Genomic DNA, 21,716 nt, shown 5'->3' with positions numbered 1-21,716 from the left:
TTTTCTATTCTTCTTATAGTCTAATTTTTTGATGTATTGTGCTACAATTTAAATTTTAAAAATAATTATTTACACTACCATGAAACAAAATAAATTCTTATCTTGAAGTAAGTAACATTGTAACTACATTACTTTACACCTTGTTTTTCATGAAAAAACATTACTTGACATGCATTTTTGTATCAATTTTTCTATCTATTTCATTTTCATTATTAGCTCAAAGTGATTCTTCACTCTATCAATTGAGTATTGATGAACTTTTACAACCTGAAGAAAACTTACTGACAGGAAAAGTTTCTTCTGCTTCCAAAATAGAGCAGCGTGTACTTGATGCACCTAGTATTGTAAAAGTTATTTCACAAGAAAAAATAAATAAATATGGTTGGGTGAGTCTGAATGATGTTTTGTACAGACAAGCTGGATTTTCACCTTCACAAGATTATGATAGAAAAACGGTAAGTTCTAGAGGAGTGTATGAAGGTTGGAATAATAATCATTTGCTTATTTTGGTAGATGGTGTTCCTTATAATGATAATTTGTATGGAACAGCTTATACTTCTGAGGTTACTCCTTTAGTTTTTTCTAAATCAATAGAACTCATTCGGGGACCTGTTTCGGCTTTGTATGGTGCAAATGCAATGAATGGAGCAGTGGGAATAAATACTGTTTCTCCTTCTGATTTTAGACAAAATGGAATGGCTCAGATTCGTTTGGGAAGCAATAACAAACAAATTTATGATGTGGTAGTCGGTGGAGAAAGTGATGTCTTGGCTGCTGTTGTGGCTTTTAATTCTTTTTCTACACTAGGAAACGAATATTTATCCTTTGATGATTCAGAAAGAACAGATGATGCAGGTAATTTTTTGAAACAAGAAATAAATGATAAAAGAAATAGCTATTATCTTTTTGGAAAGCTAGAGGGAAGAGGGAAATTATCAGGTTTCGAATTACAATATCATCAGCACGATTGGGAGCTTGAAACAGGACATGGTTGGTTGTTTTTTATTCCAGATCAACCAGAAGCCATTAAAGAAAATCGGAAAATGCTATCTTTGCGTTATACAAGTGGACATTTGAATAAAAAGTTAGTACAAGAATATGTTGTGCGTTATCAGCGTCATGCTGTGGATTGGAATATGCGTTATTATCCTGATGGTGCGCTTGATAATTTTTATCCATTAGGGGTTACAGAATATTTGAAAACAAGTGCAGAAGATGTTTTTGGTAGAATGCAATACAAATATTCGTTAGGAAAAGAGTCGGTGTTTCTTGCAGGTATAGAAGGAAATGTATTTTATTATGATGGAGATGATGCTCATACTTCAAATATTGATTTGAATTCAGATTTTTCTCCTTTTCAAGATAATGATCCTCAGCCAATGAATGCGTGGTTGGAGTTTATAGCATCAAAACCTCTGATAAATCTTGCTTTATTTGCTCAATATACATCGCCTAGAGTTTTGAATGGACTTCTACAAGCGACAGTTACACTTCGTTATGACAATCAATTTTTCAATTATACAGATATTTATTCATTAGAAAGAAGCGAAGAATCAAAGTCTTTTGAACAGTTTAGTCCAAGAGTAGGACTTGTTTTTCATGCCATGCCTACACTTACTGTTAAAGCTCTTGGAGGAAGGGCATTTCGCACGCCTACTCCTACTGAAATGTTTGGGGCAAATACGTATTCACTTGCTTCGAATATCAACGAACTTTCGGCAGAATCTATCACTACATTTGAGTTAGTTGGGGAGTGGCAGGCTTCCAAAAAGACGATTATGCGATTAAATACCTTTTATACCAATTTTGAAGACATCATTGCTTATAGTGTTGCTAATGCTAATTTGAGTACAAATTTGTATAGCTTGACTAATTTTGGAATCGAATATGAGATTGAATCATCTATTTCTTCCGAATTTCAGATTATGGGAAATTATTCTTTTGTTCAACGCCTAAACGAAACCATTAGAGATACCACAATTACAGAAAGTCCTGATAAACTGACTTGGTATCCTGCACATAGTTTGAATGTTGGTTTTAGTTATGAAAAAAATAAATTTTTAGGTTCGGCAATGGTTCACGTACAAAGTGAAGTTATGCGTAGAAGTTCAGATATTACTGAGCGAACAAAAGATTTTCGTCCAGAAAATGTAGCAGCTTGGGCAACTGTAGATACAAAATTTGCCTATCGTTTTACACCTTATTTAGAACTAGGTCTTCTAATTACAAATCTTGCTGACAAAGATAACTATCTCATAAAAAATAATTCTTATCGTTTTGATTATAGAATGAATAAACGAAATTTTTTAGTTAATCTTAGATATGATTTTTGAGAGAGTATAGAGTTTCATAAACCACAGAAAAAAAGGCTTCAGAACATGCCGAAACCTCTTTTTTATAGCCATGAAAAAATTACCAATCTCGTGGCAATCACAATGAGTTAAATAGCTATTAATATGCCAAAGTGTGAAAACTAAACGACAAACAAGAGATTAAATAAGATTAATAATCTAATTTTATAATCTAGATAGTTTCAAATTGATTAAATTTGTCAAATCAAAACATACCTTATAAGGAGTATCATTAATAAACTGTATAGTTAATCTATTCGTAATTTTTAATTTATAATTGTCAATTTAATTATGTCTTACGCTCTTCAACCCATTTGGAATATTGCTCATATTTGCCACAGACACGGCATCGAAAACGTAATCATTTCACCTGGTTCTCGGTCTGCTCCTCTTACACTAGCTTTTGTAAGGCATAAAAATTTGAATTGCAAAGTAGTGGCTGATGAGCGTTCTGCTGCTTTTATAGCTTTAGGAATTGCACAGCAGACCAATAAACCTGTTGTTTTGATTTGTACTTCGGGTTCTGCTGCCTACAATTATGCTCCAGCAATTGCAGAAGCCTATTTTCAACAAATTCCTCTGCTTGTCTTGACGGCTGACCGTCCTCCAGAATGGATAGACCAGTTTGATGGACAGACAATCAGACAAACAAATATCTACGGAAAGCATGTAAAAGAAAGCTATACATTGCCAGTAGATTTGTCACATGAAGATGCTGTTTGGCATATCGAACGCACTATTTCAGAGGCAATTAATCTTTGTCAAACCTATCCTGCTGCGCCTGTTCATATCAATGCACCTTTTCGTGAGCCATTTTATCCACCTATTGAAGTTACGAATGAAGAAGATGATATAAATAGTTTGTATGAAAACCAAATAAAATATGATAATGATGTAAAGATTATCGAACAAATTCATAGCCGTCCAAAAATACGAACACAGCATTGGGAACAGCTTTTAGAAGTGTGGAATAGAACAGAAAAAAAATTGATTGTTGGAGGACAAATGCGTTATGATGAGCGTTTGATTTATGCGCTTAATGGTTTGGAGGTTACTGTTGTGGCTGATGTAATTTCAAATCTTCATATTGTAAAAAATAGTATTCAGCATCAAGATGTGTTTTTGATGAATAGAGAAAGTTTAGAAGAACTCAGACCCGAATTATTGATTACATTTGGAAAATCAGTCATATCAAAAAATCTTAAAAAATTTTTACGTGAATATCCTGCTATTGAGCATTGGCACATTCAACCTGCTGGAATTGCTGCTGATACTTTTCAGTCGCTTACAAAAGTAATTCCTCTTAATCCATCCTATTTTTTCAGAAAGGTTTTGGAAAAACAGACTCGTTTTGCAGAATCTTATCGTCAATCTTTCTTTGTTGATAATTGGCGTGGAACAGATGCAGAAATTAAGAAATTAAACGCTCATTTTTTCGAAGAGCAACCTTTTTCAGAGTTTGAAGCCGTTAAGAGATTGATGGAACACTTACCACAACGTTCTAATTTTCATTTGGCAAACAGTATGAGTGTGCGTTATGCCAATTATCTAAACTTAGATAAAGATGCAAATAAAGAAATTGAAATTTTCTCTAATCGGGGTACGAGTGGAATTGATGGCTCAACAAGTACAGCCATAGGACACGCTCTTGCAGACGATGAAACATTGAATATTTTATTGACTGGTGATGTTGCTTTTTTCTACGATAGAAATGCGTTTTGGAATAATTATTTACCAAAAAATCTGATTGTAATTCTACTCAATAATCATGGAGGAGGAATTTTTAAAATGCTTCCAGATGCTGCTAAACAACCCGAATCAGATGAGTTTTTTGTAATCAAACAACCTCTGAATGCCCAAAGTTTGAGTAAAGAATTTGAGTTAGAATATACTTTTTGTGAAGATAAAAGTAAAATTGAATTTCAAGAAGCCTTAGAAAAACTAGAGTTAGATGTAGAAAAACGAAGTCGAATTTCTATCGTTGAAGTAAAAACAAGTATAGAAATCAATACAAAAGTTTTTCAAGACTATAAAAAAGCTGTTAAGTTTTTGGAGGTGGATTGATGAATTTAATATTTTCGTATTTCGTTTAGCCCTTAATCAACTTATCTCCCAAAGAATTAGCTTTCGAATTATTAAATTGTTTCAAAAACTGTCCTAATTCTGGGAAAGGAACTTTTTTAGGCTTGTATTTTTTGGCAAGTTTTAGATAATCTGTATTTCTAGTTTGAGAATATAGAGCCACAGCACAAAACAAACGCACCTCTTGACGCTCCAAACCTTTTACTAACTCTTGCTTTATTTCCTCATCTTTTTCTAATGAAGAAAGTGCTATAATAGCACGCATTTGGCGAACTTGTAGTGCATAATAGGTTTTGTTTTTCCATTTTTCAGATGTTTTTGGAAGAGGCAAATAAAGTTCTTTTATAAGTGCTGTTCTACTTCTTTCATCATTTAGTTTTGATAAATTTTTTGCAATATCCATTGATTCTGGTAAATAATCATATTCTAATAAACCAATCAAAACATCATGCATATTAGGCGATTTTTTTCTAACTAAAGTAGTTGTTACTTCTCGTGTCAAATTGATTTCTTTAGTTTCTCCTAAGAGTTGAACCAAAAGCCATTGACCATTATTTGTGCTTGCAAGTGAATTAATGATATTTTTTCGTTCTTTTACTAAGGAATAGTAATTATCAAAAGTACGCAATAGTTCAGAGTCAGAAGCATCAGCCGCCAAAACAGTAATCAATAAGTTTTGAGTGATAAAATCTTTTTCAGAAATAGAGTTTGTCAAAGAATCTATTAGCATAGACCAATTTTTTTTCTGACTATAACTTTTTGTTAATAATCTATCTAAAAGTAACGCTTTTTCATTTGAAAATTCAAAACGTGCATATTTAGGAATTGAAGCATAAAAATTAGCTTTTTGCGTAATTTCTAAAGAAGGTGTAATTTCATCTGTTATTTTTTCTTGAGAATTATCTTCATTTTCTTCTTGTTTCTCTTTCTCAGAACTTTCTCTATTTGCTAAAATACGAGCTAATTCTCTGTATGTGTCAGGGTTATGAGCATCAACTTCTAAAGAATAATTCAGCCTTTCAATTACTAAACTTTCCAAAGAATCTTGTTCTTTTTGACTAGAAGTCTTTATTTTAGCTTGATAAATAGCAGCATTTGTGAGGTAATAACTATTTTCTGGGTAAAGCTCTGCTAGTTGCTTGTAATATAAAAATGAATTATAAAACTCCCTATTCATTTCATAGAGGTCAACTAATCTTTCTAAAACATATTCTTCATAAGGATAAATTTCGTAGGCAGCTTGATAGGCATTAATTCCTTTCTGCCAATATTTTAGAAAGGAAGTAGAAGTATTTTCTAGAAAATCTTGTTCGTAGAGTGTTGGTTTTTCTTTTATATCTTCTTCTGAATAGGTGGTCAAATAAATAGAAGGTGCATTTTGCTCTGCTTTTTCATAAAAAACATTTCCGATATTCATGTGAAAAACATAATCAGAGGGTTTTCCATTCAATCCTTCGCTCCAAATATCAATTGCACTTTGCCATTCGCCTAAATGATAATTCATTTTTCCCAAGACAGAACGAGAATCTGAATCCTCTGGGTCGTACTCTAAATTTTGGCGTAATAGTGTTTTAGCCTCACTATGATTTCCTGCATTGAAAAGTGAAATTGCTTCATCCAAAGAATGAGGTATAGAAGCTGTTTGTGCAATTACTGAAAGATTAACTAAAAAGTAAAAGCAAAAAATAAGAAAGAAAGGAATATATTTTTTCATTGTCAAACGTAGTTCAGCGTAGCTAATTATTCGTCTAAATTTAAAACAAGCCCTAGTTTAAGGGCATTTACAAGATAGAGAAATAAAAGAAAATTCTGAAATTTGGTGTTTTTACAATCTATTCGTTTCTCTAGTTGTTTGTCTAAACGAAAATAAATTGGTTCTAGTTGCAATGTATCACAGACTTCTTAGTTTGTTGAAATTTTTAATACAAATCATCCAATCGCATATACAAATATTTGCTCACAGCAATGTAAGCACTAATTGTATTTATACTTATTCCTAAAACTAAAATTATGAAGCCAAGACCAAGAATAGAACCCATATAATCAAAAGCATTAAGTTCTGGAATCCATAAAGCAAAACCTTTAGCAAGAATAAGTACCAAAATATAAGCGATTATTCCCCCAATTATTCCGTGAATAAAAGCACGACGAAGAAAAGGTTTTTTGATAAAAAAGGGTGTTGCTCCAACAAGTTGCATACTTCGAATCAGAAAACGCTGTGAAAAAAGAGCCAAACGAACACCACTATCAATCAAAATAATAGCAGCAACAAAGAAAACAAGTGCAAAAGCAAAGAAAATATAACTAATCGTTTGGAGATTTTTGGTGATTTCTTCTATGTATTTATCTTTAAAATCTACTTCATAAACGCCTTCTATACTTTCAATTTGTGCTTTTAACAGAGCCATTTTGTCCTTCTGATAATACGATTCTTCTACATTGATATAATAGGCATCAGGCAAACGATTTTCTCCAACTAAAAACTCTTCAAATTCTACTCCTGCTTCTTGACGCATCATTTTAGCTGCTTCTTCACTTGCCATAAAACGAATGCGAGGTTTTCCTTTTTCATCTTTTAAGACAAAATCTAATTGAGTGAGCTTTTTCTGAATACTCAAACGCTGATTTTCATTTACATCCCTACGCAAATACACTTCAACTTCAACGTTTTCTTTAGTTCTGATAGAAAATTGATAGGTATAAATCAGAATTAAACCCAAAAGTCCAGTAATAAAAAGTGCCAACGTAATATTAACCAGTACACCTATATATGGATAAGAGCCAATACGTTTTTTGGAAAAAGGACGGTTGATAGAAGGAAATTGCAATTTTTTAGTGATTAATGTTCAATGATTAGTAATTAATTTGGTTCAAATACTCCTTTTACAAAAATACTAAAAAGTAATTCATTTTTTGTCAAATTTAAAATCATAAGATGGATAATGAATCTAGTTAATGCTTTATCAATAGTTTATTTTTACTTTCAATTATTTTATTAACCAAGTTTTTGACCAAAAAATAAAAGGTCAACTAATTTCTTAGTGTTAAGAATTAGTTAAGTAGTTTTAATTGTAAAATAATATTTCATCTAAATACTTGTAAATCCAAATAATTCCTTAATTTTGTATGGCAAATAGAAACATTACATTATTTGCACATGCCTGAAAATTCCACAACCCAAAACGGTGCAGCTACAACTAGCCACCCAAACTTACAAAGCCAGAGTTTTTCTGATGCTTTTGCTTCCAAATTCTTAATGGAAGCTCTCACTTACGATGACGTATTGCTCGTACCTGCTTACTCTGAAACTCTTCCAAGAAATACGCAAACCAAAACTAGACTTACCAAAACAATTACATTGAATGTTCCGATTGTTTCGGCTGCAATGGATACGGTTAGCGAGGCTGAAATGGCAATTGCTATTGCTCAAGAAGGAGGAATTGCTTTTATTCATAAAAATATGAGCATTGCACGTCAAGCTGAACAGGTAAGAAAAGTAAAACGTTCGGAAAGTGGAATGATTACCGACCCAGTAACTGTTTTTCCTAACCAAACCCTTGCTGATGCAAATCGCTTGATGAAAGAATTCAAAATTGGTGGAATCCCTGTTATTGATGAAAACAAAAAATTGATTGGCATCCTTACAAATAGAGATTTGCGTTTTCAGAAAAACCTTTCGCTTCCTGTTTCAGATATAATGACCTCTAAAAATCTGATTACAGCAAAAGAAGGTGTTGATTTGCAACAAGCAGAATCAATTTTAGATGCAAATAAAATCGAAAAGCTATTAATTATTGATGATGAAAACAATCTTGTAGGACTTATTACCTACAAAGATATTCTCAAAAATAGTGATAGACCAAATGCCTGTAAAGACGAACGTGGTCGCTTGCGTGTAGGTGCTGCCGTTGGTGTTACTGGTGATACTTTAGAAAGAGTTGCTGCACTTGTAAAATCTGCCGTTGATGTTATAACGATTGATACAGCTCACGGACACTCAAAAGGTGTTATAGAAATGCTCAAAAAGGTAAAATCTACTTATCCAAAACTTCAAGTTATTGTAGGAAATGTAGCCACAGGTGCAGGTGCAAAAGCTCTTGCAGAGGCAGGTGCAGATGCTGTAAAAGTAGGTGTAGGACCTGGAAGTATCTGTACAACTAGAATCATTGCAGGAGTAGGAATGCCACAATTATCGGCTGTTTTTGAAGCTGCTGAGGCTGTAAAAGGAACAGGAGTTCCAATTATTGCAGATGGAGGAGTACGTTTTTCAGGAGATTTAGTCAAAGCTATTGCAGCAGGTGCATCTTGTATTATGATAGGTTCACTTTTGGCAGGAACAGACGAAGCACCTGGGGAAATGATAATTTATGAAGGAAGAAAATTCAAATATTATCGTGGAATGGGTTCGATAGAAGCAATGGAAGATGGCTCAAAAGACCGTTATTTCCAAGATACAGAAGATGATATTAAAAAACTTGTTCCAGAAGGAATTACTGGAAGAGTTGCCTACAAAGGAAAAGCTGCTGAAGTGATTTATCAACTTGTGGGTGGACTTAAAGCAGGAATGGGCTATTGTGGTGCAGCTTCAATTGAAGATTTGCAAAAAGCACAGTTTGTCAAAATTACCAATGCAGGAATGAGAGAAAGTCATCCCCACGATGTAATGATAACTCGTGAAGCTCCGAATTATAGTAGAAACTAATTTTTTGATTAGTAAGTAAATAAAACGCATAAAATTTATAAAGTTTTGTGCGTTTTTTAGTGTCAATAATAATAATTTTCAAATAGAATAAAGAAGTTGAATTTTAGAGAATTAGATATAAAATTTTAATCAAAATTAGGTAGATTTGTAATCTTATAAATTATTCAATTTACTCATTTCATTATTTAGTTATGCAACTTCCTCAGCCCAAACACAAAATAAATCCATTATCAAAAACAGAAATGCTGGTTCGTTTTCAAGATTGCGACCCTTATGGGCATCTTAACAATGGCAGATATTTAGATTATTTTCTTGATGGAAGAGATAATCAAGTAACTTATGATTATGGGTGGAGATTGGTAGATTTTATAAATGAAGAAAAAAAAGGTTGGGTAGTTCAGAAACAAGAATTGGCATATTTGCGTTCAGCTGTTTATGGAGAAGAAATTGTAATCCGAACAGCAACTGTTTTTTATGATGACTCAAATTTGATGATTGAATGTCGAATGCTTAACAAAGACGAAACGCAATTAAAATCACTTCTTTGGATGAAACTTGTTTTTATTAATCTTACTAACGGACGAAGAACGAATCACACAGAAAATATTAAAGAATTTTTCTCAAAAGTAATTCTAAATGAATTCAATCTTGAAGAAACTACTTTTGATGAGCGTGTAAAAGAATTGACTACATTTTACAAAAGTCAAAAACAAAATAAGACAAGTGTTTAGTATATATTTTTTATCTCAAATTATTTAAAAACATGAAACATTTATTTTCATCCCTTACTTTAGCGTTTATTTTTATAGCTTTTAGTTCATTTGTTCAAATAGATGTTTGGGAAGAGCTAGAAGTATTTCATCAAGCTATTGCACTTACTTTTCATCCTGCTGAGGATGGAGATTTTGAGCCTGTCAAAAATGATTCTGATGAGCTTGTAGAAGCTGCTGAAAATCTTTTGAACTCTAAATTACCAGCTTATTTCGAGAAAAATGAGACTCAAAAGTTGAAAACTGAACTTCAAAATACCTTACAAAAATTAGTGAAACAAAGTAAAGATTTGCATACTTTAGTACAAGAGAAAAAAATGACTGACCAACAACTATTAGCTCAGCTAAATAACTTGCATAGTACATATCATCATATTGAGGAATTAAATAACAAAGCAAAAAAAAATGAAGAGTAAAGAAATGGGGCAATCAATACTATGTTTCCTGTTTTTTATATTTTTAGTTAAATTGAACCTTAAAATAAATCTAGAAAGATACAAATAACATTTTTGGTTCGTATTTTGGATATATACCTTTGATTAGAGAAATCAAAATAGCTTCTTTAATTCCATTTTTTAAACTTTTCTATATTATCTGTAAAATACTATCTTAAAATACTTCACTCTGATTATAATTTGATTTTTACTAATCATTTTCAAAATATTCTTTAATTATGAAAAAAAATATTCTATTATTACTCTTTGTTTTAACTGTTTTGGCTTTTCATCAAAACAGTAAAGCACAAGCTATTTATACTTTTCCTATGCTCGTTCAAGAACAAGTAGAAGTAAAGTCTCATCCTTTGCCTTCAGGCTTTGATGAAAAAGGAGATACTACCCTTACAGTATATTCTGGCTTGTATGGAAATTTTTCGGTTTATTTTGTTAATGGACCTCAATACCATCATATTTTAAATCCTAATCCAACAGGACTTTTAATTAATGGAAAAGAATATGGGTTTTATTGTGATGCTGAAAGAGGAAGTCAGAAAAATATTTCTAACTTTTTAGATATTTATGAATTTGAATATTTGGGAAGAAAATATCTTTGCTTCTTTAGTTTTAGAGAAGATTGTTTGCATAAAGGTTGTTTGTATCGTTGTTACAATTTATATGATATTACAGACCCTAATAATGTAACAGCTAACTCTTTTGCAAGTGTATATGGTGAAACATTTACTTTTGGAGACTATAATAGTGATGGTGTAATGGATTTTATTCGTGTAGCTTCTCAACTTCCTCCTAATATTGAAGAAGACAAAATTCCAACAGAAGATAAATCACTTTATGGATTAGTTACTGTATTTTCATTTGATAAAGAAGGAAAGGCAGTTGATATAAAGCACGAAGGAAACAGTTATTATTTGTTTATTAAAGGAACAGACGAAGAGTTTTCGGGTTTTGAAGTCGTACAAAATGATTGGTTTATTCCATTGAAAGATCAATCTGGAAAAATTGCTCCTATTACGCCTTATTATGCTCCTTATGTGTCATTTGACCCTAAAGAACCATTTTTATATGATGCTAAAGGCTACCGAGTTCCTCAGAATTTATGGGCAGTCCAAGTAGCAGAATTTGATGAAATTGAAGGAGCTTTAGATTATTGTGAATACTTGATGCAGGGAGGTTTAGAAGATGTTTTTGTTTACATTGATCAATACAATCGGGATCTGCATTTCTTAGTCTTAGCTGGAAATTATCAAAACAAAGAAAAAATACAAAAGCTACAATTAGACTTAAAGAAAGCAGGAGTAAATGGAAAATTAATAAATATGAAGACAGAGTTTTAAACATAACTTTTAAACTTATTATTTAATTCTCAGTATTCATTATCAATAAATATAACTTTTGCTAAAATCTAGCGTTTTGAAGATAAGAATACAAAAAAAACATCCTTAAAATTATACTATAAAGTCTGCTTATTTAATAAAGTGAAAAAATGCAGTTTATGAAAAATATAATCGTATTTATTTTATTTATTGGTTCACTTATGCTACTTAAATCTTCTGTTTTGGCACAAGATTATAAAATAGCACAACTTAGTCAAGAACCTGTTACTATTACAATGCACCCTACTCCTTCACTTCCTAGAGAAAAGAAGGACACTAGTTTTACAGATTATCAAGGGTCTAGTATTCCGATTGCTTTATATGTACTTAATGGACCTCAGTATCATCCAATTATAAATCCAGCTCCAACAGGAGTTTATATAAATGGACAACACTTTAAATTTTATTGTAGTATTGAGCGTTCATTAGTTCAATATTTAAGTATTTTTTTGGATGTATATGAATTTGATTTTTTGGGTAGGAAATATCTTTGTTTTTATACTTTGAGTGAGGAATGTATGACCAAAGGTTGTCGTTTCAAATGTTATAATCTATTTGATATTACTGACCCCAATAAGGTAGTAGCTTATGCTTTTAATAGTATTTTGCCAGGAATAGAATCATTTGGTGATTTTAACTTTGATGGAAAAATGGATGTTCTTACAGCTCTGCCAAAAATGCCTGAGAGTTTTGTAGAATCACCAGAAGATGATCGTCGTTCGAATATTCTTATAACTGTTTACACGCCAACAGTAAATGGAGACCTTGCAAGAATGGAAAAAGAAGAAGATGGAAATCCCTATTATTTGTATGTAAAACCTGTGGATGAAGATATACAAGAATTTTCTGTCTTGCAATATGATTGGTTTATGCCATTCAAAAAAGATAATAAAGTATTAGAAATTGCCACTTTCTATCCTCCTTATCAACCCTTTGACCCCAAAAATGATTTTATGTATGACCACAAAGGACATAGGATAGATAAACGGCGTTGGGTAATTCATCTAACAGATTTTCCAGAACAAGAAGGAGCACAAGAGTTTTGTGAAATGCTTATCGAAGAAGGATATAGAGAAGCTTACATAAAAGTTGATCATTATGGTCCTGATTTTACATTCAAAATTTTGTACGGAAATTATTGGAGTAAAAAGAAAGCCGAACAAATACAACACATGCTTGTAGAAAAAGGAGTTGTAGATAGACAACAACCTGGTAAAGTGATTCCTTTAGATAAAAATTGATAGAATAAAATAAGCTAAGAACTAGAAAAGCTATACGAGAAATTGTATAGCTTTTTTTATTTGGATATAGCAGCACTTTATATGTGTAGAGTAACAAAAAATATTTGTTGATTATGTCTGACTACTGATAAATTAATATTTTATTCCCAAATTACGAAAAACAAAAGAAAGTAACCAAGCAGGACCAATCAAAAGGAATTTCAAATCATCGATAAAAGAAGGTTTTTCGCCTTCAATTTTATGTCCAATAAATTGCCCTATCCAAGCTACCACGAAAATAGTTAGTGAGACCACCCAAAGAGAGAGATTAGGAGTAGTATAAATCCAATTACAAATTGAGAGATAAACAATAGCTATTCCAATCATTCCTAAAAAAATAGGAAAAGACAGACGCAAATAAAAAATAGAACAAGCAATACAAAAAATAGTCGCAAAATTAGCAAAACTCCCCATAAATGGGAATAAATCCATCAAAAATTGATGTGGAATGCTCCAAAGAAGTCCTAACACACTAAAAAAAATAGTAGGCACACAAATCCAATGAATCATTTTATTGGTGTGATTTTGATGGCTTTCTCCATATTTATCAAGCCATTGTTGCATAGTCCTCATAAGTATATTGTTTGTATGTGTATTTGTAGAGTAGAATAATTTTATCTCAATATAATAAAAAGCTAAATCAAATAGAAAAATTCTATCTACTAAAAAACCCTAAGAAATTTAAATCTCAATTTAAATCTCTTAGGGTTAAGTCAATAATAACTAAAAAATTATCCTTCTAAAGCTGTTACTCCTGGTCTCACTCCATTGACAAAACTTTAATTTTCTGATTGAATTTAGTTTCTTTACTCATTGGATTATTGAGTATTTTTTTGATTTCTAGTAATCCATATCGGAAAAAAGAGTATTCATTATATCCATTTGAACAGACTCTTATTTTCGTTTTTTTATGTTTCCACTCCCCTACTTTGTAACACCAAACAAATGCAATAGAACAAAGAGCAAGTAATTTAGCTATTTTCTCTGGTTCTGTCAATTTTGTATTTTCTAGCTTAAAACCTTGTGTTTTTAGTGCTTTAAACAGCGTTTCTATTTCCCAACGTTGTTTATAAATTTCAAAAGCGTTTTCTAAAAAAACAGGTGAAGCTAGATAAATATATCCTTTTTGTGTTCTGCTTACAGATAAATATACTTCTACACCATTGACTATAAAAACACCCTCTAAATGATACGTTTCTGAAATAGCCAGTCCTCTACACCATGCTGCAATTGACTTTGTTTTACCTTTTCTAGTCGCTTTAAAATTAGACTTTAGTCGCATTACAAAATCAAAGTTTTTTCCTGATAAATAAGTAAACCATTTTTGACCTACAAACTCTCTATCTGCTACAATAGAAGAAATAGATAGGTTAGGAAAAATAGATAAAAAACGTTCTATTAATTCGATGCGTTCTTCAGTAGAAGAGTTTCCTTTTTTTGGAAAAACAGACCAAATAAGAGGCACTGAAACATTCTTATAAGCTGCTGAAAGTAACAAAATATTTATATTTTTTTTACCCACTTTCCAATTGGAACGGTCAAGACATAAAACAATATCCTTCCACTTATCAATACCTTGTAAAGAAACAATTAAACGAGTAATTGCCTTAAAATCAAGGTTATAGTGATTTAAAAAGCGTTCAATACGACGTAAAGAGGAGCTGCATTCTACATTCCGTTCAAAAGCTGTAGCAATTTGAATCAACCCTCCTAATCCTACTTTTATAACAGCTATTACAAAAAGACCTATAAATTGAACTCGTGCAAAATGAAACTCTGTTAAATGAGAAGATAAAACAGTAACTAATTTTGTAACTTTACCACTAGAAGCATACTTTGCTTTTGCCATAATTGAGAAAATTTTGTGAAAAAAATTTTGTAAGAAACTCAATTATGGCTTTTTTTTATCTCGTTTCAAAATCTTTTGTCAGAGGACTGAGACTCCTGGTAATTCTTTTCCTTCCAAATATTCTAAAAGTGCACCACCACCTGTCGAAACATAAGAAACTTTATCTCCTGCATTCATTTGGTTGATAGCTGCTGCCGAATCTCCTCCTCCAATAAGTGAATATGCTCCATTTTCTGTTGCTTGCACTACAGCTTCAGCAATTTTCTTAGTTCCTGTTGCAAAATTTGACATCTCAAAAACTCCCATTGGACCATTCCACATGATTGTTTTTGCATTTCTCAACACATTAGAAAACTCTTCTTGTGCTTCTTTTCCAATATCTAATCCCATAAATCCATCTGGTATTTCATTGTTATTTACAAGTTTTGTATTGGCATTATTATCAAATTTATCGGCTGCAACAGAATCTTTTGGTAAATAAATTTTTACATTTTTCTCTTTTGCCTTCTTTAAAAGTTCACTAGCCAATTCTAATTTATCCTCTTCTACTAACGAACTTCCAATTTTTCCTCCTTCTGCTTTAAAAAACGTATATGCCATTCCACCTCCTATAATAAGAGCATCTACCTTGTCTAATAATTTCTCAATAACCATTATTTTATCAGAAATTTTTGCACCTCCCATAATTGCCACAAAAGGGCGTTCTGGATTTCCTAATACTTTCTTGGCATTTTCTAGCTCTTGTTGCATTACATAGCCACAAACTCTATCTTTTTTATCAAAAAAATCAGCTACTGTTGCTGTTGAGGCATGTTTTCTGTGTGCTGTTCCGAAGGCATCATTGACATATACATCTCCATAAAGAGCCAATTTTTTAGCAAATTCTGTATGATTATCGTTTTCTGTTTTGGTTTCTGCTTTATAAAAACGGACATTTTCTAATAAAAGAACTTCACCTTTTTTGAGTTCTTTAGATTCTTCTAAGGCTTTATCACTTGTAATATCTTCTACAAATTTTACCTCTGTCTTCAGATGTTCTTTCAAGTATTTTACAATATGTTTCAAAGAAAATTTATTTTCTCCTTTTCCTTCTTCTTGTGTTTCTCCTTCATTTTTGGGTCTGCCCAAATGCGACATCAAAACAATTTTGCCTCCATCTTTTAGTATTTTTTTGAGAGTAGGCAAAGCAGCCTTTAAACGAGTGTCATCTGTAATTATAAAATTACCATTTTCATCTTTTAAAGGAACATTAAAATCTACACGAACTAGAGCTGTTTTGTCAGCAAATGAATAATTATCTAAGTAAATCATAGAATAAATAAAAAGTTGAAGAGTTAGAAATAACTAAAGTTCAAAATTACGAAATTAAATTATAGGAGTTACGCACCTAAATATTACGTTATTTTTAAATGATTGATTTTTAGCGACTTATAATTTGTTTTGAGTTCTATATTTTAAATTTTTGCTAAAAAAAATAAGTTTTTCTAAACAATTGATTATTAGCTAATTAGAATGTTATGTGAGTTTAGAGTGCGTAACTTCTAAACTTAGTTATGCTTATTTTTTAACTTACATTCAAGTAGGATTTATATATGAGTAGTATTTTTATTCTAAAAGCTATTTAATAACCACCAAATCCATGTATATTAATTTTAGGTATTTTACCTGAAATGTAAATTCATTATTGCCCAATATTAAGTTTAAAAAAGAATGTCAATTTTCATCTCTTAGTAAATGAAAGATTTTAAATCAACATGTAAATTGTATAAAATGGAATTAAAATATGTGTTTTATTATACTGTAAAAGTATTACTATCAACTATATATTTTAAATTCATTATAAATTAGCTATGATAATTAATAATTTATTAGTATTTGTTTTGGATTATTAAGAGATATGATATACTTTTATAAAAAAATAGAAAGCTGTATGTAAAGCCTTACTCATTTTTTTATTTGGTGTATTGATTTAATGACCAATTAATTATTTGTATAAGGCTTAAATAAGCTTTTTTGATAAAATTATCTTTATGGAAATTGTGCTTTTTTTGACGATTTAAGAGTGCTTTTTTCAGTAACAATAATTTAACAGTTTATTTATATTCTGTTAAACAATTTTGTAAACAAACAATCGACCTTCCGAATATTTAAAATTGATTATTTATTTAAATTAAAATTCACTAATCTCATGAAGAGAAAATTATTACTAAGTGCGCTAATGAGTCTTATGCTGGTTGGTTCAGCATGGGCACAGCGAACAATTACTGGTACAGTAATAGACGCCGTTCAAGGTGGTTTACCTGGTGCAACTGTACAGGTAAAAGGAACAAATACAGGTACAACTACCGATTTAGAGGGTAAATACTCTATTACTGTACCTGAAGGAAGTGAAATACTTGTTTTTCGCTTTGTAGGATATACTACGAAAGAGGAAACAATAGATAATCGTACAACTATTGATGTAACACTAGCTGAAGATATTTTAGGCGAAGTTATAATTACAGCAATAGGCATCGCAAAAGAGAAAAAAGCTTTGGGGTATGCTGTACAAGACATTAGTGGTTCAGAATTAATCAAAGCTCCAGATGGAAATGCTCTTAATAATATGAGTGGTAAACTAGCAGGTGTTCAGGTAATAAATACTTCAGGAACAGTTGGTGGACCTACTAATGTTATTATTCGTGGAATGTCATCTGTTAATGGAAACAACCAACCTTTATATGTTATAGATGGTATTCCTATAAATAATAGTACTTTTAGAGGAACTACTAATACTAGAGATGGTGCTGCTGTAGGTAATGCAGCTATTGACATTAATCCTAATGATATAGAGTCAATGTCTGTTCTTAAAGGACCTTCAGCTACAGCCTTATATGGATCTCGTGCTGCAAATGGCGTAATTATAATTACTACTAAAAAAGGAACAGGTAAAAAACTTTCTGTAGAATTTAACTCTTCAGCTACATTTTCTAGTCCTTTACTCCTTCCTCAATATCAAAATGAGTATGCTCAAGGTCTTAATGGTCAATATGAAATCATTGATGCGAGTTGGGGACCACGAATTGGCTCTGCTGACTCAAAAGGAGTGACAGATTGGAAAGGTGATGTAGTTGATTTAGTAGCTAGACCAGATAATATTAAAGATTTCTATGAAACAGGAGAAAACTGGGTAAATAGTATTTCTATAGCTGGTAGTGGACAAGATATTGACTACCGTTTAGGTTATACAAACTTTACACAAACAGGTATTTTACCTAATACTGATTTAACTAGAAATACTTTTACTTTTAATGCAGGAGGTAAATTAGCACCTAAATTAACTGTAAGATCTTCAGCATCTTATGTACGTAGCAATTCTGACAACTTGGGTGTACAAGGTCAAGGAGGAGCATCTATTCCTATTATGTTTATGTGGGCACCTCGTACTCTAGATTGGAATGAATTAAAAGATTATCGTAATTCAGAAGGAACACAAGATCCTCTAAATATTCAACGTAAATGGATAAACTATTTTGATAATCCTCACTTTGCATTAGAAGAAAATACATTTTCTCAAGATCGTAATCGCTTGATAGGTAATGTAGAGGCTGGATATGATATATTGAGTTGGTTAACTTTTACAGCACGTTTAGGAGCTGATGTATATAGTGACTCACGTCGCCAATTATATGCAGTAGGTTCTGATGATAGAGCTTCTGGTGGTTTTTATGAAGACAATTATAATGTTCGTAATATAAATACAGATTTATTATTGACTATTAATCGTAAGCTTTCTGAAGACATAAATCTTACAGCAATTATTGGAAATAACTCTATTGACAATCGTACAAAAAGGTTATTCTTTGATGGCACTGGTTTAATTACTCCAGATTTTTACTCTGCCTCTAATTTGGAAAATATAACAGATAGAAGTAATACTCTAACTGAGTATCGTCTATATGGTATTTTTACTACTGTTGATTTAAGCTATCGTAATTATCTATTCCTTACAGTAAGTGCTCGTAATGACTGGTCTTCTACATTACCTAAAGATAATAATTCATTCTTCTATCCATCTATATCTTCTAGTTTTGTATTTTCAGATGCATTTGATTTGAATGATGAAATTCTTTCTTTTGGTAAAGTAAGAGCAAGTTGGGGACAAGCAGGTCGTGATGCTACCCCATATCAATTAGCATCTACCTATTCTCGTCCTGTAATTGATAATTTCCCAGCTAATAATGATATTAATTTTCCTTTTAATGGAACACCTGGATTTACAGTAGGTTCATCTATTGGTAATCCAACATTAAGTCCTGAAATTACAACTTCTTATGAGTTTGGTTTAGATTTACGTTTCTTAGACAATAGACTTGGAGTAGATTTAACTTACTATAATGCAAACAGTCGTGATCAAATAATTAATGTTACTATTCCTGAATCAACAGGTTATTCTACTCTAACATTAAATGCTGGTGATATTCGCAATAGAGGTATCGAACTTGCTATTACTGGTACACCTATACGTACTGCGTCTGGCTTTTCTTGGAATACAATGTTAAATTATACTCGTAATCGAAATGAAGTATTAAAAACATACAATGATACAGATCTTAGTTTAGGTGGTGGTCAAGTATTGAGAGTAGGTGAAGCATTTGGTAGTTGGTTTGGTCCTGATTATGCCAGAACAGATGATGGAAGAGCAATTATTAATCCTAATACAGGACTTCCTGCTGTTTCTTCAGAGTCTACTATACAAGGTAATACAAATCCTGATTTTATGTTAGGTTTCCAAAATGAATTTAACTTTAAAGGATTTCAATTAAGTTTCTTATTTGATATACGCCAAGGTGGTAAATTTAGGTCTTTAACTACAAGCGTATTGCGTTATGCAGGACAAGTAGAAGAAACTTTAGCAAATCGTGAAACACCATTCGTTTTAGATGGTGTAATAGATAACGGTGATGGAACATTTCTTCCTAATGATATAGAGATAACAGCTGAACAGTATTGGGAAGATAGAATATTTGATCTTCGTGCTACTCTTTTAGATGCTAGTTTTATTAAATTAAGAGAACTACGTTTAGGCTATAGTTTACCAAAATCTGTAGTAAGTCGTACTCCATTTAAAGCTATTTCTGTAGCTATTGTAGGACGTAATCTTTGGATGCAATCAGAATCTAAACATGTAGATCCTGAATTAGCTACTATTGGTACAGTTTCTAATATAATGGGATATGAATATGGAAGCATTCCTAGTACAAAAAGTCTAGGTGTTAACTTACGTGTAGCTCTTTAAACTTCTAAACCAGAAATATAAAATATAAAACTAATGATAACAAATAAATTAATTGCCATAGTAATGGCATTCATGGTAACACTATCATTTTCTTCTTGTGAAGATTGGATAGATGTAAACGAAAATCCGAATTCGCCAACAAAAGTTCCAACGAAAAGTCTAGTTCCTGCTGCACAAGTAAGGTTTACTACACTGGTAGGAGGTTCTATGAATAGACGTGGTATGTTTTGGACTCAAGCAATTGCGCCTAGCTACAGTCAGTATTTCAAAGAAGATCGCTATCAATTTTTGCCTACTGATGGAGATGCAATATGGGGTGACTTCTATGAAGGTGCTTTAATAGACATAGAAACTGTCATAAAAAATGGAGAAGCTGAAGAACGTCCTAATTATGTAGCTATGGGTAAAATCCTTAAAGCTCATGTATTTAGTGTAATCACAGATTCTTGGGGAGATATTCCTTTTTCAGATGCTGTAAAAGGAGGAGAAGTATTAGCTCCTACTTATGATGCTCAAGAAACTATTTATCCAGCAATTATCGCATTATTAGATGAAGGTCTTTCAGGTTTGCAAGAAGGTGGAGAAACATTTGGAAGCTCAGATTTGTATTATGGAGGAGATATTGAACTATGGAGAAAATATGCCAATAGTTTAAAACTTCGTTTATATATGAGAATGACTGAGGTGAATGAAGCAACTGCCAAACAAGGATTAAGTGCTATAATTAATAGTCCAATGATTTCATCAAATGAGGAAAGTCTAAAATTAGATTATAGCTCTAGTCCTACTAACGAAAATCCTCTTTGGGGATGGCATGCAAGTGGTTCAAGAAGAGGTGATTTTTCAGCAAGTACCACTATAGTAAATTTACTTAATTCTCTCAATGACCCAAGGTTAACCGCTTATTTTCAGCCTAACACAGAAGATGGGTTTACTGAAATAAAAGGAACTCCTAATGGAAATGATGTATTGTACCCTGATGGCTATTCTATTATGAATTCTAAATTAATAGACGATCCAACAGCTCCAGTATATTTATTAACTTATGCAGAAGTTGAGTTTTTGAAAGCAGAAGCTGCACAACGTTTTGGTATAGGTACAGATGCTCAAGCTCATTATGAAAATGGTGTAAGAGCTGCTTTTGCACAATATGATGTAAGTGGCTCAGATGATTATTTGAGTAGTTCTGCTAATTTTGCAAGTGCAAGCGATAAACTTACAGCTATTTATCAACAAAAATATCTAGCTTTATTTAATCAAGGAGTAGAACTTTGGGCAGAATGGAGAAGGACTGGATATCCAAATATTACTCCTGTATCAAATGGTTTTATAGGAGGTATTCCTTTACGTTATCCTTATCCACAGTCTGAACTAGATAGAAACCCTACCAATGTTCCTAACATAGCAGATGTATTAACTCCTGTATGGTGGGACAAATAGTAGAATTATTATAAACACATAATAATGTTATAAAAAAAGAGATTCATCAAAATGATGAGTCTCTTTTTTTATGTTACTAGAAAACATTATATTATTCACGCAGAAATCTGTAATCATAGCAGTTTAACTGCAAGTT

At 31.7% G+C, this 21,716-nt stretch carries 14 protein-coding genes; 9 read left to right on the top strand and 5 right to left on the bottom strand.

The window, feature by feature from the left end; all coding sequences use genetic code 11:
• The first annotated feature begins 149 nt into the window (after positions 1 to 149).
• On the top strand, positions 150 to 2,333 hold the full coding sequence (locus tag V9L04_RS05705; RefSeq protein ID WP_338793123.1) for a TonB-dependent receptor: 2,184 nt from the start codon (positions 150 to 152) through the stop codon (positions 2,331 to 2,333).
• Positions 2,334 to 2,642: 309 nt separating this feature from the next.
• Entirely contained in the window at positions 2,643 to 4,415 is a 1,773-nt protein-coding gene (gene menD, locus V9L04_RS05700; RefSeq protein ID WP_338793122.1) for a 2-succinyl-5-enolpyruvyl-6-hydroxy-3-cyclohexene-1-carboxylic-acid synthase, read from the top strand.
• 25 nt (positions 4,416 to 4,440) lie between these two features.
• On the opposite strand, the gene V9L04_RS05695 is transcribed toward menD, so the two are convergent.
• Positions 4,441 to 6,147, bottom strand: a complete 1,707-nt coding sequence (locus V9L04_RS05695; protein WP_338793121.1) for a hypothetical protein — start codon at positions 6,145 to 6,147, stop codon at positions 4,441 to 4,443.
• A gap of 205 nt (positions 6,148 to 6,352) precedes the next feature.
• On the bottom strand, positions 6,353 to 7,261 hold the full coding sequence (locus V9L04_RS05690) for a permease-like cell division protein FtsX (protein WP_338793120.1): 909 nt from the start codon (positions 7,259 to 7,261) through the stop codon (positions 6,353 to 6,355).
• Between the two features lie 428 nt (positions 7,262 to 7,689).
• Here V9L04_RS05690 and guaB point away from each other — a divergent pair, with 428 nt between their 5' ends.
• The 5 genes from guaB to V9L04_RS05665 all read left to right on the top strand — a co-directional run bounded on the left by guaB (position 7,690) and on the right by V9L04_RS05665 (position 12,974).
• Entirely contained in the window at positions 7,690 to 9,135 is a 1,446-nt protein-coding gene (guaB, locus tag V9L04_RS05685) for an IMP dehydrogenase (protein WP_338794186.1), read from the top strand.
• 191 nt (positions 9,136 to 9,326) lie between these two features.
• Positions 9,327 to 9,866, top strand: a complete 540-nt coding sequence (locus V9L04_RS05680; protein WP_338793119.1) for an acyl-CoA thioesterase — start codon at positions 9,327 to 9,329, stop codon at positions 9,864 to 9,866.
• Positions 9,867 to 9,898: 32 nt separating this feature from the next.
• On the top strand, positions 9,899 to 10,321 hold the full coding sequence (locus tag V9L04_RS05675) for a hypothetical protein (RefSeq protein WP_338793118.1): 423 nt from the start codon (positions 9,899 to 9,901) through the stop codon (positions 10,319 to 10,321).
• A 257-nt stretch (positions 10,322 to 10,578) separates the two neighbouring features.
• On the top strand, positions 10,579 to 11,694 hold the full coding sequence (locus tag V9L04_RS05670) for an SPOR domain-containing protein (RefSeq protein ID WP_338793117.1): 1,116 nt from the start codon (positions 10,579 to 10,581) through the stop codon (positions 11,692 to 11,694).
• A gap of 158 nt (positions 11,695 to 11,852) precedes the next feature.
• Positions 11,853 to 12,974 carry a hypothetical protein gene (locus V9L04_RS05665; protein WP_338793116.1) on the top strand — a complete coding sequence of 374 codons (1,122 nt, stop codon included), beginning with the start codon at positions 11,853 to 11,855 and terminating at the stop codon, positions 12,972 to 12,974.
• Between the two features lie 132 nt (positions 12,975 to 13,106).
• Here V9L04_RS05665 and V9L04_RS05660 read toward each other — a convergent pair whose 3' ends face one another.
• The 3 genes from V9L04_RS05660 to V9L04_RS05650 form a co-directional block, all read right to left on the bottom strand.
• Positions 13,107 to 13,577: an Mpo1-like protein gene (locus tag V9L04_RS05660; RefSeq protein ID WP_338793115.1), complete on the bottom strand. Its 471-nt coding sequence runs from the start codon at positions 13,575 to 13,577 to the stop codon at positions 13,107 to 13,109.
• 196 nt (positions 13,578 to 13,773) lie between these two features.
• The gene (locus tag V9L04_RS05655) at positions 13,774 to 14,862 is read right to left on the bottom strand and encodes an IS4 family transposase (RefSeq protein WP_338791486.1); all 1,089 of its coding nucleotides are present in this window, start codon (positions 14,860 to 14,862) and stop codon (positions 13,774 to 13,776) included.
• Positions 14,863 to 14,940: 78 nt separating this feature from the next.
• Entirely contained in the window at positions 14,941 to 16,173 is a 1,233-nt protein-coding gene (locus V9L04_RS05650; RefSeq protein WP_338793114.1) for a phosphoglycerate kinase, read from the bottom strand.
• Between the two features lie 877 nt (positions 16,174 to 17,050).
• Between V9L04_RS05650 and V9L04_RS05645 the strand changes: the two genes are divergently transcribed.
• Together V9L04_RS05645 and V9L04_RS05640 are read left to right on the top strand one after the other, a co-directional pair.
• Positions 17,051 to 20,140 (top strand): SusC/RagA family TonB-linked outer membrane protein, encoded by a 3,090-nt coding sequence (locus tag V9L04_RS05645; RefSeq protein WP_338793113.1) that lies wholly within the window; start codon positions 17,051 to 17,053, stop codon positions 20,138 to 20,140.
• A 33-nt stretch (positions 20,141 to 20,173) separates the two neighbouring features.
• A complete protein-coding gene (locus V9L04_RS05640; protein ID WP_338793112.1) occupies positions 20,174 to 21,580 on the top strand; it encodes a SusD/RagB family nutrient-binding outer membrane lipoprotein in 1,407 nt (468 codons plus the stop codon).
• Positions 21,581 to 21,716: the final 136 nt, after the last annotated feature.

Source organism: Bernardetia sp. MNP-M8 (assembly GCF_037126285.1).
GTDB lineage: Bacteria > Bacteroidota > Bacteroidia > Cytophagales > Bernardetiaceae > Bernardetia.
The sequence above is the reverse complement of the archived record's forward strand: the minus strand, read 5'-3'. Positions and strand labels throughout refer to the sequence as shown.

Excerpts from the sequence above, each read along its gene's own strand:
- V9L04_RS05660 (WP_338793115.1), bottom strand. The coding sequence starts at position 13,577 with ATGCAACAATGGCTTGATAAATATGGAGAAAGCCATCAAAATCACACC.
- V9L04_RS05645 (WP_338793113.1), top strand. The coding sequence starts at position 17,051 with ATGAAGAGAAAATTATTACTAAGTGCGCTAATGAGTCTTATGCTGGTT.
- V9L04_RS05680 (WP_338793119.1), top strand. The coding sequence starts at position 9,327 with ATGCAACTTCCTCAGCCCAAACACAAAATAAATCCATTATCAAAAACA.
- V9L04_RS05650 (WP_338793114.1), bottom strand. The coding sequence starts at position 16,173 with ATGATTTACTTAGATAATTATTCATTTGCTGACAAAACAGCTCTAGTT.
- V9L04_RS05670 (WP_338793117.1), top strand. The coding sequence starts at position 10,579 with ATGAAAAAAAATATTCTATTATTACTCTTTGTTTTAACTGTTTTGGCT.
- V9L04_RS05640 (WP_338793112.1), top strand. The coding sequence starts at position 20,174 with ATGATAACAAATAAATTAATTGCCATAGTAATGGCATTCATGGTAACA.
- V9L04_RS05705 (WP_338793123.1), top strand. The coding sequence starts at position 150 with ATGAAAAAACATTACTTGACATGCATTTTTGTATCAATTTTTCTATCT.
- V9L04_RS05665 (WP_338793116.1), top strand. The coding sequence starts at position 11,853 with ATGAAAAATATAATCGTATTTATTTTATTTATTGGTTCACTTATGCTA.
- V9L04_RS05695 (WP_338793121.1), bottom strand. The coding sequence starts at position 6,147 with ATGAAAAAATATATTCCTTTCTTTCTTATTTTTTGCTTTTACTTTTTA.
- guaB (WP_338794186.1), top strand. The coding sequence starts at position 7,690 with ATGGAAGCTCTCACTTACGATGACGTATTGCTCGTACCTGCTTACTCT.
- V9L04_RS05675 (WP_338793118.1), top strand. The coding sequence starts at position 9,899 with ATGAAACATTTATTTTCATCCCTTACTTTAGCGTTTATTTTTATAGCT.
- V9L04_RS05655 (WP_338791486.1), bottom strand. The coding sequence starts at position 14,862 with ATGGCAAAAGCAAAGTATGCTTCTAGTGGTAAAGTTACAAAATTAGTT.
- menD (WP_338793122.1), top strand. The coding sequence starts at position 2,643 with ATGTCTTACGCTCTTCAACCCATTTGGAATATTGCTCATATTTGCCAC.